We start from the raw sequence: 19,928 nt of genomic DNA, 5'->3' as shown, positions 1-19,928 counted from the left end.
TTGGGATGAAAGATTTTATTTTAAAAAGCATATCGTTTGTATTTCATCCGTTAATAATGCCTTTATTAGGCGTATTATTTTACTTTTCTAAAACACCACGTTTTATCCCAGAGCACGTCATGAAAGCTAAGGTTTTCTCAATAGTTATTCTAACTATTATTCTACCTATTCTACTATTTTTTTTGCTAAAAACTATTAATAAGGTTGACTCAATTTATCTTAAAAGTACAAAAGAGCGCTTAATTCCGCTCCTTATTAATTCTATTATCACCTTCTTAATACTATTAAGAGTATTACCTCCTAGTGAAATTATAGAATTGTACTATTTCTTTTTAGGAATTCTTTGTTCAACATTGACTTGTTTTATCTTAGCTGTCTTTAAAATTAAAGCGAGTATTCATATAATTGCCGCTTCAGGCTTTTTTATGTTTGCGGTAGCTTTAGGAATCCATTATCAAATTAATATCAATGGTACTATTGCCTTAATGATGATTATTTTAGGAGCTATTGCAACATCACGTTTACACCTAAAAGCACATAATAATCAAGAACTCATTATGGGATTCTTTACAGGGTTTACACCACAATTTTTATTCCTAAATTATTGGTTATAGAATATAGAACATGAGTCCTATTTTTAGAGATTTCATAGACAAATCTTCGCCTTTAAATTCTGAATTAGAATCAAAAATAGGGTTTAAACCATAATACACATGAAAATTCCAAGTATCATAACCGGCACTCAGAGTTAATCCATATTGAAGTTCATTAAAACTATCAATATTAGACAGTTTAACACTACCTGAATCACTTTTAAAATTAGAACTACTATAAACTATATAACCTATTTTAAAACCCGTATAGATGCGCCAAAAATTATAATTAGTTGATGTAGAAGTTCGCCATCTAAGCTCAAAAGGAACCTCAATTAAATAGTTAATGAATTTATTTTTAGAAACATTATAGTCAAATTCATCGAGGTCTGTAAACACAATACTATTATCGACTTGTTCAATTAAAATATTATTTTGATTATAGATGTTTGCCGAAAGGCCCAAACCTAAACCTAGAGCGACATTCCGACGCGTATTAATTGGCATATCTCTGATAAAGCCCAAATGAAAACCTGAAGAAAATCCGCTTTGAGTAAGACCCACTGGTTTTTCATTTATTAAATTATAGGTCACAGAAGCATAAAACTGATCTTCTCTGTAGTTCTCATAAAGCGTTGAATTAATGGTATTATCACTTTGTGAAAATCCAAATAAACCCATTAATGTAAGAATAAGAAATAAATAACCTTTCATGCTTATAAAACTACAAAAATCTTTGGGATCTATTAAACAAAAAAACGCCCTGAATACTCAGGGCGTTTAACTTAATATAAGTAAGTATATTATTTTACTGTTCAGTCTTAACGTTAGCAATATACATAATCTTTAATGCATTAGCTTTACGTAATTCTTGCTTAATATCTGATACTAAACCTGCATTGGTATCTTTATCAACCTTTAAGCCAATAACTACCATGCTTTGTAATTCTTCATTTAATTCTGAGATGGCTTGGAGTACTGATGGCTTAACATCATTTACGCCAATAAACGCATCATTAAATTGAATTCTAGGTTCACTACCAAATTGACTATATTGACTGCTTGGTTTACCTCCATATATGAATACAGTTCGGTCCTTTTTTAATTTTTCAACCTGATCTGCACTAGGCAATTGGTTTTCAATCATTAAAGAACTATCTCGCATTACAGTTGCAACCATAAAAAAGAAAAGCAACATAAATACAATATCTGGAAGTGATGCCGTTGAAATTGCTGGCAACCCACCTTTATCTTTTTTTCTAAATTTAGACATATTTGTTTCTTTTTAACTTTTATCTGGTTCTGCTTCAGACAGTTTCATTGGGAATAATTTCTTAATGGTCTCAATACGCTCATTAAGTACTTCATCCTTACTAAACTGATTCTTCTCCTTTTCTTCTAACATCGCTGTAAAAACTTTATCCGCATTAGGATAATATTGTTTATACAAACGTGCTGCTTCGCGCTCTCTCAAAAAATTATAAGCTGCAACTAATTCATTTTGCACATCCATGTACTTCTCATAAGAAGTTTCTCTGTTGTGTTTCATTGAGATAATTGCCTTTTCCGGATGGTCAGAAGAAGTATCTAAACCTTTACCTTGGCAATAGTCACAAGGCTGACCTGCTGGATTTGTATCTCCACCATTATCTAGAAAATCAATTGTTGCTTGTCTTAAATCTTCTAATTCCATAAGCTCGTCTTCAACAAGCAATTGGTTATTACGGTTAATTAAAACCGTAAAAAGATTTTTCTGCTTAATAATTGGAGGCTCATATTCTGTATCATCAATAGGTGGCAAACTTCTTAATAAACCTTTATCTTTTTCAATAGTTGTTGTTACCAAGAAAAAAATAAGTAATAAGAAAGCAATGTCAGCCATTGATCCTGCATTTACTTCGGGTGCTGCTCTTTTTGCCATATTATATTATTTACCGATTACTTTTTTAACTCCTGTGAAAGCCATTGATATAGCAGCAACTCCTAATAGTATATAAAATGCTATTAAACCTGCTCCTACGAGATGAGATTGACCTTCTGTAGCCATCGTATCTCCATTCTTATAAGCCATTGTGTCTCCACCAGAAATTACATAAGCAATAATTAATACTGCTGCAAACGAACCAACACCTATTAAAGTATTTTTAAGAGAACTTGTATTTGTGAATAGATTTTTTAAAACAAAAACCACTACAAATAGCACAGTTAATCCTAATATAACGTAGGCTGTTATGGCCATAGGCTCAAATAAACCTGCTTGTTCACCCGTTTCCATAGCTTCATCTCCGGCAGCAAGTATTCTCACAAGAGAAATGATACCGAACAAGCTAAGAATAGCGACGAATATTTTTAATATTTTGTGCATAATTGTTTTTTATTTTTTGTGTCTTACTAATAAATCCATCAATGTAATTGATGCATCTTCCATATCATTTACGATGCTATCTATTTTAGCAATGATATAGTTGTAAAAAATTTGAAGTATAATCGCAACAATAAGACCAAAAACCGTTGTTAAAAGTGCGACTTTAATACCACCTGCTACTAAAGAAGGTTGCATATCACCAGCTGCTTCAATTTTATCAAAGGCTTGAATCATACCAATTACCGTACCCATGAAACCAAGCATTGGTGCCAAAGCGATAAATAAAGAAATCCAAGACACATTTTTTTCTAATTGTCCCATTTGAACACCACCGTAAGCTACAACAGCTTTTTCAGCAGCATCGACATCTTCATCAGCGCGATCTAATCCTTGATAGAATATAGAAGCAACAGGTCCTTTTGTATTTCTACAAACTTCCTTTGCAGCTTCAATACCACCAGAGTTTAGGGCGTCTTCTACATTTTGTGTTAATTTTTTAGTGTTTGTTGTTGAAAGGTTTAAAAAGATAATTCTCTCAATAGCAATCGCTAATCCAAGAATTAAACATAGTAGTACAATACCCATAAAGCCTGGACCACCTTCAATAAAACGCTTTTTTAATTCTTGATGGAAACTCACATCTTCGGAAGCTGCTGCTTCGTCTTGAGTTACACTAGTTACTGTTGCTGTTGCGCTTGCAAATGCTGTTGTTGCATTAGCATTAACAGTTCCGATAGCCATTAAACATGTTATGGCGAGGATAGAAAATAATCTTTTCATTGTCTAAATCTTAATTTTATTAGTTAAAGTGTTAAAGATAAAAAAAAATATGCAATTATTAGATAAAAATATCAGCAGAGAGGAAGGGATTCGAACCCTCGATACCCTTTTGAGGTATACACACTTTCCAGGCGTGCGCCTTCGACCACTCGGCCACCTCTCTCTAAGAATTTATTTCAAAATTACATTGTGCCAAATAACGAAAAAATCTTCGGAAACTAAAATTTAAACTGTTATTTTTAGGACAATTCTCCACGTAAAGAAGTTTCAAAAATGGTTTTAAATTCGTTTTTGTCTACATTCTCTCCTAAAAGATACATCAATTTGGCAATGGCTGCTTCTGTAGTAATGTCTTTTCCAGATATTACGCCCAATAATTTGAGTTGTGAGCTAGTTTCATACTGTCCCATATTGACACTTCCACCTGCACATTGTGTAACATTAACAATGTGTAGCCCGTTTCTTACTGCGTTTTCAATTAATTCTAAAAACCAAGGTTCAGTTGTGGCATTTCCCGACCCATAAGTCTCAATAATTAATCCTTTTATTAATTTACTTTTAAATACAGCTTCACAGATTGGTCTCGAAATTCCAGGAAACAATTTTAGCACACCTACATTAGTATCCATAGCTGTACGCAAAACCAATTCTGAATTTGGCTTTGGTCTCCATAAGGATTCAGAATTCACATTTAAATGTACCCCAGATTCTGCCAAATTCGGATAATTAAATGACTCAAAAGCTTCAAAATGTTCAGCATTTAATTTTGTGGTTCTATTCCCTCTATACAATTTGTATTCAAAATACAAACCAACTTCTCGTATTACTGGCAAGCCTTCAATGTGTAAAGCTGCCATTTGTATAGACGTAATTAAGTTTTCTTTAGCATCTGTACGCAAATCTCCAATAGGTAATTGCGACCCTGTTAATATCACTGGTTTAGCTAAATTTTCTAACATAAAACTTAGTGCAGAAGCGGTATAACTCATCGTATCGCTTCCATGCAAGACTACAAACCCATCAAAATCAGTATAATTATCACCTATAATTGTAGCGATATCGGCCCAGTATTTAGGATGCATATTTGAGGAATCAATAGGCTCTTCAAAAGAAATAGTTTCAATAGAACAGTCTAAAAGTCGTAACTCAGGAATCTTAATCAAAAGGCTATCAAAATCGAAAGCTTTAAGCGATCCTGTATAGACATCTTTGATCATACCAATGGTACCGCCTGTGTATACTAATAGGATGTGTGGCTGCTTAGTCATTTAAATACCAAATATAGCTTTTGAGTTTTCTGTTGTTGTACGTGCAATGTCGTCTTCGCTTTTGCCATAAAGTTCCGCTAATTTTTCTAATACCTTATTTATATAAGAACTCTCGTTTCGTTTACCTCTATAGGGTTTTGGTGCTAAATAGGGCGAATCCGTCTCTAACACAATGTGCTTTAAATCTATTTTATTAATAAATTGATCTATTTTACCATTTTTAAACGTTACCACACCACCAATACCTAATTTCATATTATAAGAAATGGCTTGTTTTGCTTGTTCTAATGTTCCTGTAAAACAGTGAAAAACCCCAAATAAATCTTCTGATTTCTCTTCTTCTAAAACTTCAAAAACCTCATCAAAAGCATTCCTACAATGAATAACAATTGGTAATTGATATTGTTTTGCTAATCGAATTTGATGTTTAAAGGCTTCAACTTGAATCTTCAAGGTCGAAGTATCCCAATATAAATCGATACCTATTTCTCCAATCGCACAAAATTGTCGTTTAGAGAGTAAATCTTCAACATGATCTAACTCATCTTTATAATTGTCTTTTACAGACGTTGGATGTAAACCAGCCATTAAAAACACATGTTCCGGAAAATCTTTTTCAAGCTGAAGCATGGCTTCTGTATAGGTGGAATCTATAGCAGGAATAAAAAAGCGTTTTACATTAGCATCAATAGCGCGTTGCACCATCTCTGCTCTGTCATCATCAAAAGCCTCACTATATAAATGGGTATGGGTATCTGTAATTATCATTTGGCAAAAGTAAAAAAGTCATCTTGATATTTGATGACTTTCTTTTTAGTATGTTTTGCAATGTAAACAGGATAAACTAAAGTTTCGTTAATCCTATATTAAAATCTTAAAGCTCGACTATTTAATCTAACTGATTTAAAAGTTTTTGAGCCGACTCATAATCTTCTGCGTCTTCTGGAATTGTTTTTAACACATCAATACAAGCAGAATTACGTTCTTGTTTTAAATAACTTAAGGCTAAAATCCATTTCGCTTTGTCTTTATAAGCCGAACTACCATTTGAAAGTTTATTAAATAACAAATCTGCTTCTTCAAACTGATTGGTTTCTACCAAAGCGATACTTTTATACAGTTGAATTTCGAGATTTGAAAAATCATCTTCTAAAATGGTATTGAATGCTGCAATAGCAGCTTCGTAATTTTGAGCATTAAAGCTTTGCTCTGCTTTATTAAAAACAGCAACATCAGAACTTCTAACAGATAAACTTATAGGTTCGTAGGAATTAAAATCTTCATAAGTTGGATAATTAAACTGTGTAAAAACAAAGACACCTATTAAAACAGCCACAGATGCAGCGATAGCATACTTGTATAAATTGGATTTTTGAGTTGGTTCTTCAGATACTTTAGGTGCTAATGTTTTATTAAAATGCATGGTTGAAATGACATCTAAATTGGCTTTAAAATCTGAATTTTCTTGTTCATTGGTAATCTCATGTTCTAAATGCGAGGTAAAGTCCTTGTAAACCTGAAAGGCCTCCTTAAAAGGAGCATCGGTTTTTAATCGTTCTTCAAAATCAGACAATTCATCTTTAGGCAATTCACCAGCGAGGTAGGCTTCAAACTGTATATAATCTTGTTCTTCCATACGACTAATAATTAAGTTGGTTAAATTTGGGTGATGCTTTTACAAGTTTCGTCAATTGACCTATACATAAGGATTTTTTTTTCCGAGCGTAGGCATATGTTATATTAAGACTTTTGGCAACCTCCTCCATAGATTTAATTTTGAAAGTGGCATTAAGCAAATCTTTACAGGCTTCCCCTAACTCTTCAAACATCGCTTTAAATAAGGTTTGTTTGTTTTCAAAAACGGAAGTTTCAAAAGACAAAACTTGAGCGTCATCATCCTTAGATAAGACTTCCTCATTTATTGTTACCTCTTTTCGACCACTTTTCTTTAATTGATTTAACCATTTTCGCTTACAGAGCAAGAAAAAATAAGCATCAAACGGACAAGTGAGTTCTAACTTTTTCTGTTTCGCCTGGTTATATATAGTAATAATTGTTTCCTGAACAACATCTTGCGCATCGTAAACATCACCACTATTCTGTTTAATATAATTAATCACTTTAGGCACAAACTTATCATAGATAGCCTGAATGATAAAGGTGTTATTGGCAGCCAATCCATCGATATATTTCTGGTCTTCGTGTAATTTCTTTTTGCTCATGAACCCTTTATTTTCAACGAATTTAAAAAATCTTTACAAATTGAGGGTAACAATTCTAAACGGGTTTTGATATAAGGGTGTAACAGCCATAAAAAACAAGGCTAATACAAACAAAATAGTAATTAAAATCCAAAATTATGAAACGTACAATTTTAATTTCAGCAACCATAGTATTAGGATTCACAACTTTAAATACTACTACAAAAAGCAAAAAATCTATTTATAAAACGCCATTAGAAACCACATCAAAAGAATGGGTTTCACTTAAGGCCATGGCTCAAAAAAGCAATCTTACTAGCCGTAAAAAACGAATTAATGCTAGTAGAAAAAAATCAAAACAGGGTAACAATTTTACTATTCAGTTTATATAACTACAAATAACAATTAAAAATCAATTTTATGAAAACGACTCAAAAAATTCACATTGAAAAAAGTACAAAATGTATTTTGACTAAAAATTTATTCAGCCTTTTTGCCCTAATCACCATGACTGCATTATTAGCTACAAGCTGTAATCCTGATGATAACAACCCAACTAACATACCTATTGAGACACCTACAGCTCAAGAGTTCAATAACCTTAGAGCAGCAGCTTTAGATAACCATACCCAACTCTTTAATTTTAATGCAGCGGATGGTTATATAGCCTTAACCTCAGAAAATGGTGTTGAAATCAGCATTAACACCAACTGTCTTACCAATAACGGCAATCCTGTAACTGGAGATATCACTTTAGAATACGTGGAACTTTTTGAAAAAGGCAGCATGTTAACTACCAATAAACCGACGATGGGTGTCTTACCTGGAGGTGATAAATCCTTACTAATTTCGGGTGGTGAATTCTTTATAGAAGCAACACAAAACGGAAACGTATTAGACACTAATTGCGGGTTACAACTTATAATTCCTACAGATTTAACTGGTGGCCCAGACCCAGATATGACCTTATGGAATGGCGAAATTGATGCTGATGGTAATTTAGCTTGGGACGAGGTTGAAGTAAACCCTGTTGGAAACGGAGGTGTTTTTTTAGAAGGCAACAGATACTATGCAGCTTTTGAAGGTTTTGGCTGGACCAATGTAGATCGATTTGTTAGTGACCCTAGACCAAAAACAACCCTCCAAGTACAAGCTCCAGAAGGTTTTAACAAAACAAATAGTGCTATTTACCTCTCTTATGATGGTGAAGAATCAGCATTAGCACAATTAGATACTTTTGATGAGAGTATAAACATTTTTAGTGAGCATTACGGACAAATTCCGATTGGTTTAGAATGTCATGTCATTTTTGTAACAGAATCAGAAGACGCGTGGAGATATGCAATAAAGCCCGTGACTATAGAAGACAATGGTATTATAACGTTTATTTTAGGGGAAACTACAGTAGTTAACGAGGCAACTTTGTTAGATTTAATAAATGACTTGCCTTAAATTAGAGAGGGTTACTACTTAGTTCATAAAAGTCAGGAATTAATTTTCTTGGCTTTTTATGTATTCCAGAAACGACAATAATCGGCTAATAATTAGTATTAATTTATAATCCTTAAATTTAATCGCAGAAAAAAGATGAGAAGAAACGCGCTTGGCCAAAATTTTGTTACAATAACAAATAATTAAGAAACAAACACAAGTCGAAGTATGACCATTGAAACACAGTAAATAAAAACATATGAAACTTACATTCTTATTTTATTTCGCATTATTTATTTCTGGTTTTAGTTTTGCTCAGCAGCAAGTTGAAACTGATACCACTAGAAGAACCATAAATATAGATTATAAAGACACTGGTAATCAGGTTGAATTTAAAGCCGATGCACCACCACTTAATCAAATTGCAGGCGCACCCAAAGCATTTTACACTAATTTTTGGGAATTTGGCGATGGCACATTCAGTAAAGAAAAGGCACCTAAAAAAACCTATAAAAAAAATGGCGAATACACCGTTAGATTATGGGCAACCAATAATTATGACACCGGAAAACCTCCTGTAACACGACCAAAAAAAATAAAAGTCAACAACGCCAATGAGGACTACGAAGACGAAGCCTCAATGGATAGCGCGCTAAATCTGCAACGCAACAGAGAACCAATTCCAGAAGAGGACATCGTAGTAGTGTTCAGCTATAAAAACACAAAGAACTATACCACTAATGGAAAATTCCTCCTATTTTATAACGAAGACAAATACCCATCGGATAATTTTAATTTAGTTGAAACAAGAGCTTATCACAATGAAAAAGATATAAGCGATGACATTGTTTATACAAATGATTTTGATTCTGACATTTATTATGCCGCTGCCGAGAATGAATTATTAGCGCTTCAAACACAACCACAAGACACCACTGTTAGAAGGAATCTTCCTATGACGCTAAGTGATGCTAAAGCCAACTATAGAAATTCAAAACAATTGAGCTTTGAGAATTTAAAGCCCAATGAAGAGCGCCATGTATTCTACAACTTAAAAACCACAAAAGAAATGCTAAAAGATACCTCTGCCATTATTTCGGTGAGAGGTGTTTATATACCAGATGATAGTTACGACAACCATCATGTTAAAGACATGGAAATGGAAATTGTTACCTCGCACGACCCCAACAAGATGTCTTCTAATGCTTCATTTTTAAATTACAGATTAGTACGCTATAAACGTCCTAAATTTAAAATTCGTTTTCAAAATAATGGTGAAGGACCTGCAACGACGATTCGCCTTGAAACCGATATTCCAGATATGTTTGACAAATCATCTATAGAAGTATTGGACATGTATCCTAAGGTTAAGATTTGTCCGAAATATGATGTCAAATACAGTTGTTTAGACACGACTTACACCGAAAAACAAGCCATTTTTACCTTTAAAAATATCTATTTACCCGGAAGTGAGCAGAAAAATGTAAAGGTTTACGACTCTACTAAAGGGTTTGTGAAGTATCGATTAAAATTCTCGGACGACTTTCATAAAAAGAAAACCAAATCCCGAACCGCTATTATTTTCGATAAAAACGACCCTATTATTACTAACTATTCTACCACGCGTTTTTTACCTGGTATTTCAGTAGGTGTAAAAGCAGGCTATAATTCCTTTTCCGATTTAAAAAATTCTGAAAGCTATTTTATTGGTGCTACCATTTCACCTTACAAATCGTATCGTTGGTATTGGCAAGTAGAATTACTCAATAGTTTGCATTCTTTTGATGGCAACACTACGATTGAAGAGAGCGTAATTGAAGGCCCAACTGGATTTGATTTTCTCCAGAGAACGACTACCAACAGCACCTACCAAAATATAGATTGGGAAGTCCCTGTTTTGATGCGCTATAACGTTAACAACTTTATTGGTTTAGGTGCCGGAATTATTGGAACGATATCGGTTAGTGAAAAGCAAGAACAATCTATTTTTATAGAACAATTTGAAGGCCAAGACCCCGATGCACAAATTTTTAACACTATAGAAAACAACGCGGAACTCACGGAATCATTCACCAACTTTAGGTCTGGTTTTTTAATGGAAGCTACAGCTGGTTTTGCGCGTATTGGCCCAAGTCTTGGGGCACGTTATGTGTTTAATTTAAAAGACGACTACAACTATTTGCAACTCTATGCGATTTGGAAATTTTAACAGCATGAAAAACAGACTCATTTTAGTGTTTTTCTTAATCTTTGGAACTTGTTTTGCACAAGATTTAGAAGACGCTATTTATAATGCTACTGAAATTTTTCACAATCATAAAAATGCTGAAGGTCTAGCCGAACTCAACACTCAAATTACAACTTTTGAATCCCAACTTTCCACAGCAGATGAATATTATGCTTTCATCAATTTATTAGTAAACAAAGCCTATTATCTCAATACCATAAATCAGCAAACTAAAGCCATTTCTAATTACGAAAAAGCGCATCAGCTTTACACCAAACACAATATAACCTCTTACGACATTGTAGAATATTGCCTTATTCCTTTGGGAATTCTTTACCATAAAACCAATGCTTATGTAAAGGCTGAACATTTAATAAAATACTACTTACAACTTTCAGAAAAACAAAACAATAAGCAGCAGCAAATTTCTGGCTATATCAACCTAGCAAAACTCTATCAATCTTTAAGCAAGCACCAACAAGTATTCACAATTGTTGCTAAAGGATTACAAATTGAAGGCTTAAAAAAACAACAGGAGCGCAACTTAAAATATATTAAACGAAAAAGCGAATTGTTATTAGAATCCAATCAAAAGCGATTGTTCTTAGAAAACGACCTCATCATTTCAGATTTTAATAAACAATCTATTGAAACGCTTCAACTCAATTATGAAACGGCTTTAAAAAATGAAGATTATGACATAGCTTATTCTAACCTAAATCGTTTAAAACGATTAAAAATAAACAAGCTTACAACAGCACGAAGCAGAGCAAAATTCAGTTTTCAGGAAGCCCAATTACATTTTAAACGCGAGAAAAACGAGAAAGCTATTGCCGCATTACAAAACTGTTTAGCCATTTTAATACCAAATTTTAAAGGTCCCGATTTACCAAAAGCTAAAAATTTATATCCTGAAAACACCTTTATAGACATTTTTGATTTGTGGGCAGCCTTACAAACTGAACCCGAAAAGAAATTACAGAGCTATGATTTAAGCTTCTATGTGACCCAATTGCTAAATGAAGAACATACCAATCAAGAAAGTTATATTCTGAGTGCTAGTGTTAACAAATCTCGGAGTGAAAAATGTATCGCGTTACTCTACGACATGTACCAAGTAAAAGGCAACGTAGACTACATAAAACGTGCTTTAAATTACGCCGAATTAAATAAAGCTCTAGCCCTAAAATGGTATTCCAGCAAAAAATCACGTTTAGAAAAACACCCTAATGATAGCCTACTTATAAAAGAACAAAAACTACTTAAGCAACAGCAACAATTCAGTAACCGACTTCTTAGCCGGCCCATAAATAACACCCAGCGCATAGAGCGTGATAGTTTGCGTCTGCAACTAATTACCACAAGTACAGATTTAAAACGTTTACAAGATTCTATTAATCAAACTTATGGTACTAATTATTCTGAAGCCATTACTACTGATGTCTTAAAATCAAAGTTAGAATCAGACCAAGCCTGTTTGGTTAACTATTTTTATGGTGAATACGGACTGTATCAATTTGTGCTGTCTCCAAAACACCTGAGTTTTACTCGTATATCAATTGATGATTCTGTTCAAAATAGCATTTCAAATTTTATTGATTATTTTGAAACGGCTTCAGCCATTAATAATGACATTTCAAAATTTACAGAAGATGCCTTTCAACTTTATGAATTATTAAAATTGAAAGACGTCAGCAACTATAAGAACATAGTGATTATCGCAGATGGACTTTTAAATTTTATTCCTTTTGAAAGCCTTCTTACTGCCCCAACAACAACGTCTAAATATGCTGAAATGCCCTTTATGGTAAAGACACATCGTTTGGCGTATCATTCTAGCGTTTCGTTTTATAATTCTACTCAACCCTATCAGTTTAATGAATCTGTACTTGGTGTTTTCCCCGTTTTTGAAGACCGTAATTTAAAACTCACCTACTCTATTGATGAAGCCGAACAAATAGACAAAGCGGTTAAAACGCAATTTTTAATGTATAATTCAGCTACCAAAAGTGATGTTTTAGAACAAGCTAATGATTATAGTATTTTACATCTTTCTACACATGCCAATAGTGGTAATTTTACAACACCCGCTAATATTGATTTTATCGATTCAAAATTACAATTACAAGAATTGTACAGTTTAGATTTAACCCAAGATTTAGTAGTGTTGAGTGCCTGTGAAACTGGTGTTGGTGTATTACAAAAAAGTGAAGGCAGCATGAATTTAGCTCGTGGGTTTAAATATGCAGGTGTTTCTAATATGGTGGTTTCACTTTGGAAAATAAACGACCGTTCTACAGCTCAAATTATGTCTAATTTCTATAGTGACCTGAAACAAACAGCCTCAGCATTTTCTGCCAATCAGAGTTCTAAATTAACCTATTTGGAAGCTGAAGACATCTCTAATATAAAAAAATCGCCGTATTACTGGAGTGCCTTTGTCTATTCGGGTGACTTAACTGCAGTAAAACCTTCAAGTGGTATAAATATTTTGGCTTTCAGTATCCTCGGCTTGATAATTGCTATGATACTTGGGTTACTAATTTATAAACGACAACTATGGAAACGTTAAAAGACTTCCTCTTAAATAAAGGCTATTCTAAAGTGAAATTAAAATTCACTAAAACCAATCACTTCGAAATAAAAGCATCTATTAATGGTGTTAAAGGCCGTTTTATATTAGACACAGGTGCCTCAAACAGCTGTGTTGGTTTTGAAGCTATTGAACGTTTTAACCTTAAAGTCAAAGATTCTGAAATAAAAGCGGTTGGTGCTGGTGCATCTGACATGCTGACACAGATTTCTAATTCTAATGCGATAAAAGTTGGTAAGTGGAAGAAAAACCGTGTTGCTTTAATCTTATTTAATTTATCGCATGTTAACAACGGCTTAATCAATCATAATGCCGACCCAGTTGATGGTATTTTGGGTGCAGATATCTTAAAAAAAGGTAAAGCTGTTATAGATTACGAAAAAAAATACCTGTATTTAAAACTGTAATTACTATTATAACTTAAAGGTTCTTCTTATCTTTATTTTTTGATTCCTCAAATTATTTGTTAATATTAAATGTCTTTTATAATCATTTTGTATTAATATAAAATTAATAGCAAAAAATGGAACCTACTCTTATTATTGCGGACGACCATCCGCTTATCCTCAAAGGTCTTCATGATTTTTTAATTGAAAAGTCCTTTAATGTTTTAGCTAGTGCTAAAAATGGAAAAGAAGCTTTAGCTCTCATTAAAGCTCATGTACCCGATATTGCTATTTTAGATATAAAAATGCCTTTTCTAACCGGTTTACAGATTGCCGAGAAATGTAAAACTGATAATATTTCTACTAGAATTATACTAATTACCTTCGAAAAAGATGAAGATTTATTAAATGAAGCCAAAGCTTTAGACGTTTATGGTTATGTCTTAAAAGAATTTGCTTTAGAGGAAATTGAAAATTGCATTACATCCGTCATTAAAGATAAGCCCTATTTTAGTCCTGAGCTATTATCTTATATTGAAGTTAACGATATTCCTGAAAAAATACAGTCTTTAACTGAAGCTGAAACTAACATTCTTAAACTCATTGCTGAGAACAAAACGGCTGCTGAGATTGCTGAAGAATTATGTATTTCGGTAAGAACCGTTGAAAAACATAAAAGCCATATTAGAGCTAAACTTTTACTAGACTCAAAATCAGCTACTTTGTATTTATTTGCCAAAGAAAACATAGAATACCTCTAATATACGTAGTTCTACGTATAGTATTGCATCAATTTATTCATGATATTTACATTGTTATTAATTAGGGTTAATAACAAGCTATTAATTAGTTATTAGGGGATTACTAAGCCTCGAACAATTGTTCGGGGCTTTTTCTATATATGAATATCAAAAAAATACGTAGTTCTACGTATTGCATTGTATTATAATAAGTTGCAAATTTACATCAGCTATTAATCAACAAATAAAAATCAATTCTTTAAAGCTCTGAATTTTTAGGTTAATTCAGAGCTTTTAAAAAAGACGAAAATGTTATGGAAACAATGAAAAAAGATTCATCTAGAAAATGGGATAAGCTATTTATAATCTTAATAATTACAAGTTCGGTAATTGTAGTATCGGCCAATATTGTTGTCAATTTTTTTAATTAATTTTAGTTAGTTAAATGTTCTTGTTAGTTAGGAACAAAAAAAAGCGCAACTCCAAATGGAATTGCGCTTTTTAAATCTTATATAATAAGCCTTACATTTCTAAAGCTTTCTTTACATCATTATCCATCAATAATTCTTCAGGGTTCTCTAAAGCTTCTTTTATAGCAACTAAGAAACCAACTGATTCTTTTCCATCAATAATTCTGTGATCATAAGATAAAGCTAGGTACATCATTGGATGAATTTCAACTTTACCATCTACAGCAATCGGACGTTGAATAATATTATGCATTCCTAAAATACCACTCTGTGGCGGATTAATAATTGGCGTTGATAACATACTTCCAAATACACCACCATTAGTAATTGTAAATGTACCTCCTGTCATTTCATCAACCGTAATCTGACCATCTCTCGCCCTTAATGCTAAACGTTTCACTTCAGATTCTACACCTCTAAACGATAAGTTTTCTGCATTTCTAATTACTGGTACCATTAATCCTTTTGGTCCAGACACTGCAATACTAATATCTACAAAATCGTAAGTTAACATTTGCTTACCATCAATCATAGAATTCACTGCAGGGTACATTTTTAATGCTCTTACAACTGCTAAAGAGAAAAAACTCATAAACCCAAGACTGACGCCATGTTTTGCTTTAAAGTCTTCTTTATATTGTTTACGCAGCTCAAAAATAGGCGTCATATTAACCTCATTAAACGTGGTTAACATGGCTGTTGTATTTTTAGCTTCAACTAAACGTTCTGCTACTTTACGACGTAACATAGACATTTTACTATGCGTTGTTCCTCTATTTCCTCCTGTTGGAGTCCCCATAGATGGTACAGCTTTTACAGCATCTTCTTTAGTAATTCTTCCATCTTTACCAGTACCAGAAACAGCACTAGCATCCATTCCTTTTTCAGCTAATACTTTTTTAGCCGCAGGACTTGCTGTACCTGAAGCATATGTTTTTTGAGCAGGATTTGGTGCTTTTTCACCTGTATTAGGTGTTTGGTCTTGTTCCTTTTTTAAATCATCTGCGACATTCTTATCACCACCACCTTCATCACCGCCTTCGTAAGTTGCAGGAGCGTCACCTTCTGGCTTTTCAGCACTAGTATCAATTAAGCATACTACAGCACCAACAGCTACGGCATCACCTTCTTCTGCTTTAAGTGTAATTGTTCCACTAACTTCTGCAGGTAATTCTAATGTTGCTTTATCACTATCGACTTCAGCAATCGCTTGGTCTTTCTCTACATAGTCTCCATCTTGCACTAACCATTCTGCAATTTCTACCTCAGTAATTGATTCGCCTGGTGAAGGCACTTTCATTTCTAAAATCATATTGTTTTATTTATAACTTATGGTCTTACGTTGTTTTTATTTTCTCTTATTATCTTTAGTCTTATCAAAAACATAATCAATAACTTCTTTATGTCTTATTTTAGAGCGTACAGAACTACCTGCTGCTGGCGCACCGTAAGGTCTTCTACTAGCAACTCTAAATTGTTTAGCTTCATCAAAATGCATTAACATGTGAGCATAAGCCCCCATGTTTCTTGGTTCTTCTTGAGCCCAAACAATCTCATCTGCATTACTATATTTTTGAATAACCGTCCTCATTTCTTCAGCCGGCAAAGGAAACAATTGCTCTATTCTTACTAAAGCAACATCATCTCTTTCTAATTTTTCTTGCTCTTCTAATAAATCGTAATAAAATTTACCAGTTACAAATATTAAAGATTTTACTTTATCTGCATTAGCATTAGCATCATCAATAAGCATTTGGAAACTTCCATTTGCAAATTCATCTACTGTAGAAACGACTTTAGGATGACGTAATAAACTCTTAGGTGTAAAAACAATTAATGGTTTTCTATAACCTGCTTTTACTTGTCTTCGTAATAAATGAAACATGTTAGCAGGTGTCGTACAGTCTGCCACATACATATTATCTTTAGCACATAATTGTAAATAACGCTCCATACGTGCCGAAGAATGCTCTGCACCTTGGCCTTCATAGCCATGAGGTAACAACATAACTAAACCGTTTTGAAGCTTCCATTTATCTTCTGCCGCAGAAATGTATTGATCAAGCATTATTTGGGCACCATTACTAAAATCACCAAACTGCGCTTCCCAGATGGTTAATGTTTTAGGACTTGCCATGGCATAACCATAATCAAAACCTACTACACCATATTCTGATAATAGAGAGTTATAAATATAGAAATGACCTTGTTTCTCTCTCATATTATTGTGAAGCACTATTTCTTCTTCACTATCTTCAACTTTTACAACGCCATGACGGTGAGAAAATGTACCACGCTCAACATCTTGACCAGAAATTCTAACATCACTTCCATCTAATAAAATAGATCCGTAAGCCAAATGTTCTGCCATAGCCCAATCTAAACGATCCTCATCAAACATCGCTTGTCTAGACTCAATTAAACGTTGAATTTTTCTAATAAACTTCTTGTCTTCTGGTAAGCTAGAAATGGCTTTGGTAATTTCTTTCAGCCCTTCTTTAGGATACGTTGTATCAACAGGCTTCATCATTTTATCTTCCTCAACCGAAATAAAATCTGTCCATTCATTTTGCATAAATGGTGTGATTTCAGTTTTCTTTACTTTACGAGAATCTTCGAGTTTTTCTTCTAAACTATCTTTGTATTCTTTTTCAATTTTAGAAACAAAACTTTTGTCAATTACCCCTTCGGCTAACAAGCGTTCTGCATAAATGTCTCTTGGGTTTTTATGCTTAGAAATCGCTTTATATAATAATGGTTGTGTAAACTTAGGTTCATCACCTTCATTATGGCCATATTTCCTGTAGCCTAGCATATCTATAAATACATCACGCTTAAATTTCATTCTAAAATGTAGCGCAAACAATGTAGCATGAACAACAGCTTCAGCATCATCAGCATTAACGTGTAATACTGGTGAAAGTGTTACTTTGCCTACATCTGTACAATAGGTACTAGAACGTGCATCTAAATAATTCGTTGTAAAACCAATTTGGTTATTCACTACAATATGAATCGTTCCTTCGGTTCTATACCCTTCTAATTGTGCCATTTGCACCAACTCATATACTAAACCTTGTCCGGCAATGGCAGCATCACCATGAACAATTATTGGTAAAACTTGAGAAGGATTATCTGGGTATTTATCATCTTGTTTAGCACGCGTAATCCCTTCCACTACGGCACCTACAGTTTCTAAGTGCGAAGGATTTGGCGCTAAATTGATATTTATTTTTTTGCCTTTATCGGTTACACGATCACTCGTCCAACCTAAATGGTATTTTACATCACCATCAAAGACTTCTTGTTCGTAATCTTTTCCGTCAAACTCACTAAAGATGTCTTTAGCAGATTTACCAAAGATATTGGTTAAAGTACTTAAACGACCACGGTGAGCCATTCCCATTACAAACTCTTTTACATCGTATTCTGATGCATTTTCAATTAAAGCATCTAGTGCTGGAATCAAAGCTTCACCACCTTCTAGTGAAAATCTTTTTTGACCAACATATTTAGTGTGCAAAAAGTTTTCAAACGAAACGGCTTGATTTAATTTTCTTAGGATGTTTTTCTTCTCATCTGCAGAAAAATTAGCGTGATTATCATTAACATTAAGCTTCTTTTGAATCCACTTAATTTCTTCAGGTTTTCTAATATACATGTACTCTACACCAATAGATGAGCAATAAATGCTTTCTAAATGGTCTATGATAACTTGTAACGTTGCTGAGCCAATGCCTAAAACTTCTCCTGCTGAAAATTGGGTTTCTAAATCACTTTGTGATAGTCCAAAGTTTTCAACCTCTAAGGTTGGCGCATACTTTCGCCTTGCTCTTACAGGATTTGTCTTAGTAAATAAGTGACCTCTACTTCTGTAACCGTCAATAAGGTTTAGGACTTGAAATTCTTTTTGGATTTGCTCTGGTATTTGCGTAGAAACACCTTCAACAATTTCACCTTCTAATCCATAATTTTCGGACCCAAAATCATAACCTTGAAAAAAGGCGCGCCAACTTGGCTCTACAGAATCTGGATTTTTAAGGTATTGGTCGTATAAATCAGCAAAGTATGCTGTATGTGCTGCGTTGAGAAAGGAATATTTATCCATTATAGTTTTTGAGACGTTTTCGTTTCAACATAATTTGTCCAAAAATACAACTTTTACTAAATATAGATAAGGATTTATTATATTTATAACATATTTAAAAACACGCCCTAACAATATGAACAAGATCTGCACACTTACAATAAAATCAATTCTTACTGCTTTAGTTATTTGCCTGAGTACTATTAATGTATTCTCCCAGAGCAATAATTCTAACTCCTCTAACTTTTGGAGTCAAGTAGAATTTGGTGGTGGTCTCGGTCTTAATTTTGGAGATGGCTTCTTTAGTGGTTCTATTTCCCCAAGTGCTGTTTATCGTTTTAACCCTTATGTTGCTTCTGGTGTTGGACTAAACTACTCCTACAGTTCTCAAAAAGATATTTTTAAATCAACCGTTTTAGGCGGAAGTCTTATTGGCTTATTTAATCCTTATAGAGAAGTCCAAATCTCTACAGAATTTGAACAATTACACGTCAGCAGAAATTTTGACAATGCTTATGTGACCAATCGCGATGAAAATTATTGGTATCCTGCTTTGTTTATAGGTGCAGGTTATACCAGTAATAATGTAACAATAGGCATTAGATACGATGTGCTTTATGATAATGACAGAAGTATTTACTCTGAAGCTTGGATGCCTTTTGTGCGTTTTTGGTTTTAAAAAGCAAAAATTATTCCACCATTGCGACCTGTTCAAACCTTCATAAAACTGTTATCCCAAAAAACATTGTATGACTAAATCTTCAGATTAGGTTTAATAAATCCCACA

19 protein-coding genes and 1 tRNA gene are annotated in these 19,928 nt (G+C 33.4%); 8 read left to right on the top strand and 12 right to left on the bottom strand.

The annotated features are described in order from the left end of the window. The first annotated feature begins 5 nt into the window (after positions 1 to 5). Positions 6 to 614 (top strand): hypothetical protein, encoded by a 609-nt coding sequence (locus HM982_RS00730; protein WP_179351214.1) that lies wholly within the window; start codon positions 6 to 8, stop codon positions 612 to 614. Here the strand turns inward: HM982_RS00730 and HM982_RS00725 are convergent. From HM982_RS00725 to HM982_RS00680, 10 genes are all read right to left on the bottom strand, one after another. Continuing rightward, entirely contained in the window at positions 609 to 1,307 is a 699-nt protein-coding gene (locus tag HM982_RS00725; RefSeq protein WP_179351213.1) for a porin family protein, read from the bottom strand. The genes HM982_RS00730 and HM982_RS00725 overlap by 6 nt on opposite strands. A 94-nt stretch (positions 1,308 to 1,401) precedes the next feature. Then, the gene (locus HM982_RS00720) at positions 1,402 to 1,866 is read right to left on the bottom strand and encodes an ExbD/TolR family protein (RefSeq protein ID WP_179351212.1); all 465 of its coding nucleotides are present in this window, start codon (positions 1,864 to 1,866) and stop codon (positions 1,402 to 1,404) included. A 12-nt stretch (positions 1,867 to 1,878) separates the two neighbouring features. Beyond that, the gene (locus tag HM982_RS00715; RefSeq protein WP_179351211.1) at positions 1,879 to 2,514 is read right to left on the bottom strand and encodes an ExbD/TolR family protein; all 636 of its coding nucleotides are present in this window, start codon (positions 2,512 to 2,514) and stop codon (positions 1,879 to 1,881) included. Between the two features lie 6 nt (positions 2,515 to 2,520). Next, positions 2,521 to 2,898 carry a hypothetical protein gene (locus tag HM982_RS00710; RefSeq protein ID WP_317167411.1) on the bottom strand — a complete coding sequence of 126 codons (378 nt, stop codon included), beginning with the start codon at positions 2,896 to 2,898 and terminating at the stop codon, positions 2,521 to 2,523. A gap of 69 nt (positions 2,899 to 2,967) precedes the next feature. Beyond that, positions 2,968 to 3,738 carry a MotA/TolQ/ExbB proton channel family protein gene (locus HM982_RS00705; RefSeq protein ID WP_179351209.1) on the bottom strand — a complete coding sequence of 257 codons (771 nt, stop codon included), beginning with the start codon at positions 3,736 to 3,738 and terminating at the stop codon, positions 2,968 to 2,970. 75 nt (positions 3,739 to 3,813) lie between these two features. Continuing rightward, positions 3,814 to 3,901, bottom strand: a tRNA-Ser gene (locus tag HM982_RS00700). 76 nt (positions 3,902 to 3,977) lie between these two features. Next, positions 3,978 to 5,006, bottom strand: a complete 1,029-nt coding sequence (locus HM982_RS00695; RefSeq protein ID WP_179351208.1) for an asparaginase — start codon at positions 5,004 to 5,006, stop codon at positions 3,978 to 3,980. Further along, positions 5,007 to 5,774 (bottom strand): TatD family hydrolase, encoded by a 768-nt coding sequence (locus HM982_RS00690; RefSeq protein WP_179351207.1) that lies wholly within the window; start codon positions 5,772 to 5,774, stop codon positions 5,007 to 5,009. Between the two features lie 121 nt (positions 5,775 to 5,895). After that, entirely contained in the window at positions 5,896 to 6,642 is a 747-nt protein-coding gene (locus HM982_RS00685; RefSeq protein ID WP_179351206.1) for a tetratricopeptide repeat protein, read from the bottom strand. A 4-nt stretch (positions 6,643 to 6,646) separates the two neighbouring features. Next, positions 6,647 to 7,228 (bottom strand): RNA polymerase sigma factor, encoded by a 582-nt coding sequence (locus HM982_RS00680; protein WP_179351205.1) that lies wholly within the window; start codon positions 7,226 to 7,228, stop codon positions 6,647 to 6,649. A gap of 137 nt (positions 7,229 to 7,365) precedes the next feature. On the opposite strand from HM982_RS00680, the gene HM982_RS00675 reads away from it, so the two are divergent. From HM982_RS00675 to HM982_RS00650, 6 genes are all read left to right on the top strand, one after another. Next, on the top strand, positions 7,366 to 7,599 hold the full coding sequence (locus HM982_RS00675) for a hypothetical protein (RefSeq protein ID WP_179351204.1): 234 nt from the start codon (positions 7,366 to 7,368) through the stop codon (positions 7,597 to 7,599). Between the two features lie 28 nt (positions 7,600 to 7,627). Further along, on the top strand, positions 7,628 to 8,659 hold the full coding sequence (locus tag HM982_RS00670) for a hypothetical protein (protein WP_179351203.1): 1,032 nt from the start codon (positions 7,628 to 7,630) through the stop codon (positions 8,657 to 8,659). A gap of 238 nt (positions 8,660 to 8,897) precedes the next feature. After that, the gene (locus HM982_RS00665) at positions 8,898 to 10,847 is read left to right on the top strand and encodes a PKD domain-containing protein (protein WP_179351202.1); all 1,950 of its coding nucleotides are present in this window, start codon (positions 8,898 to 8,900) and stop codon (positions 10,845 to 10,847) included. Positions 10,848 to 10,851: 4 nt separating this feature from the next. Then, positions 10,852 to 13,437, top strand: coding sequence for a CHAT domain-containing protein (locus HM982_RS00660; protein ID WP_179351201.1), 2,586 nt, complete (start codon positions 10,852 to 10,854; stop codon positions 13,435 to 13,437). Then, on the top strand, positions 13,425 to 13,865 hold the full coding sequence (locus tag HM982_RS00655) for a retropepsin-like aspartic protease (RefSeq protein WP_179351200.1): 441 nt from the start codon (positions 13,425 to 13,427) through the stop codon (positions 13,863 to 13,865). The genes HM982_RS00660 and HM982_RS00655 overlap by 13 nt, the downstream gene beginning before the upstream one ends. Before the next feature lie 116 nt (positions 13,866 to 13,981). After that, positions 13,982 to 14,605, top strand: coding sequence for a response regulator (locus HM982_RS00650; protein WP_179351199.1), 624 nt, complete (start codon positions 13,982 to 13,984; stop codon positions 14,603 to 14,605). Positions 14,606 to 15,106: 501 nt separating this feature from the next. Here the strand turns inward: HM982_RS00650 and odhB are convergent. Further along, complete coding sequence (gene odhB / locus HM982_RS00645) at positions 15,107 to 16,366, bottom strand: 2-oxoglutarate dehydrogenase complex dihydrolipoyllysine-residue succinyltransferase (protein WP_179351198.1); 1,260 nt, start codon at positions 16,364 to 16,366, stop codon at positions 15,107 to 15,109. A 36-nt stretch (positions 16,367 to 16,402) separates the two neighbouring features. Next, positions 16,403 to 19,162, bottom strand: a complete 2,760-nt coding sequence (locus HM982_RS00640; protein ID WP_179351197.1) for a 2-oxoglutarate dehydrogenase E1 component — start codon at positions 19,160 to 19,162, stop codon at positions 16,403 to 16,405. 115 nt (positions 19,163 to 19,277) lie between these two features. Here HM982_RS00640 and HM982_RS00635 point away from each other — a divergent pair, with 115 nt between their 5' ends. Then, positions 19,278 to 19,820, top strand: coding sequence for an alpha-ketoglutarate decarboxylase (locus HM982_RS00635; RefSeq protein ID WP_179351196.1), 543 nt, complete (start codon positions 19,278 to 19,280; stop codon positions 19,818 to 19,820). Positions 19,821 to 19,928 lie beyond the last annotated feature (108 nt).

The organism is Winogradskyella vidalii (assembly GCF_013403955.1).
Lineage (GTDB): Bacteria > Bacteroidota > Bacteroidia > Flavobacteriales > Flavobacteriaceae > Winogradskyella > Winogradskyella vidalii.
Note: the sequence above shows the minus strand (reverse complement) of the source record. Positions and strands in the feature narration are given on the sequence as shown.

Coding starts and splice junctions, on each gene's coding strand:
- HM982_RS00685 (WP_179351206.1), bottom strand. CDS start 6,642: ATGGAAGAACAAGATTATATACAGTTTGAAGCCTACCTCGCTGGTGAA.
- HM982_RS00720 (WP_179351212.1), bottom strand. CDS start 1,866: ATGTCTAAATTTAGAAAAAAAGATAAAGGTGGGTTGCCAGCAATTTCA.
- HM982_RS00690 (WP_179351207.1), bottom strand. CDS start 5,774: ATGATAATTACAGATACCCATACCCATTTATATAGTGAGGCTTTTGAT.
- HM982_RS00715 (WP_179351211.1), bottom strand. CDS start 2,514: ATGGCAAAAAGAGCAGCACCCGAAGTAAATGCAGGATCAATGGCTGAC.
- HM982_RS00705 (WP_179351209.1), bottom strand. CDS start 3,738: ATGAAAAGATTATTTTCTATCCTCGCCATAACATGTTTAATGGCTATC.
- odhB (WP_179351198.1), bottom strand. CDS start 16,366: ATGATTTTAGAAATGAAAGTGCCTTCACCAGGCGAATCAATTACTGAG.
- HM982_RS00665 (WP_179351202.1), top strand. CDS start 8,898: ATGAAACTTACATTCTTATTTTATTTCGCATTATTTATTTCTGGTTTT.
- HM982_RS00680 (WP_179351205.1), bottom strand. CDS start 7,228: ATGAGCAAAAAGAAATTACACGAAGACCAGAAATATATCGATGGATTG.
- HM982_RS00650 (WP_179351199.1), top strand. CDS start 13,982: ATGGAACCTACTCTTATTATTGCGGACGACCATCCGCTTATCCTCAAA.
- HM982_RS00725 (WP_179351213.1), bottom strand. CDS start 1,307: ATGAAAGGTTATTTATTTCTTATTCTTACATTAATGGGTTTATTTGGA.
- HM982_RS00670 (WP_179351203.1), top strand. CDS start 7,628: ATGAAAACGACTCAAAAAATTCACATTGAAAAAAGTACAAAATGTATT.
- HM982_RS00640 (WP_179351197.1), bottom strand. CDS start 19,162: ATGGATAAATATTCCTTTCTCAACGCAGCACATACAGCATACTTTGCT.
- HM982_RS00730 (WP_179351214.1), top strand. CDS start 6: ATGAAAGATTTTATTTTAAAAAGCATATCGTTTGTATTTCATCCGTTA.
- HM982_RS00660 (WP_179351201.1), top strand. CDS start 10,852: ATGAAAAACAGACTCATTTTAGTGTTTTTCTTAATCTTTGGAACTTGT.
- HM982_RS00675 (WP_179351204.1), top strand. CDS start 7,366: ATGAAACGTACAATTTTAATTTCAGCAACCATAGTATTAGGATTCACA.
- HM982_RS00695 (WP_179351208.1), bottom strand. CDS start 5,006: ATGACTAAGCAGCCACACATCCTATTAGTATACACAGGCGGTACCATT.
- HM982_RS00655 (WP_179351200.1), top strand. CDS start 13,425: ATGGAAACGTTAAAAGACTTCCTCTTAAATAAAGGCTATTCTAAAGTG.
- HM982_RS00635 (WP_179351196.1), top strand. CDS start 19,278: ATGAACAAGATCTGCACACTTACAATAAAATCAATTCTTACTGCTTTA.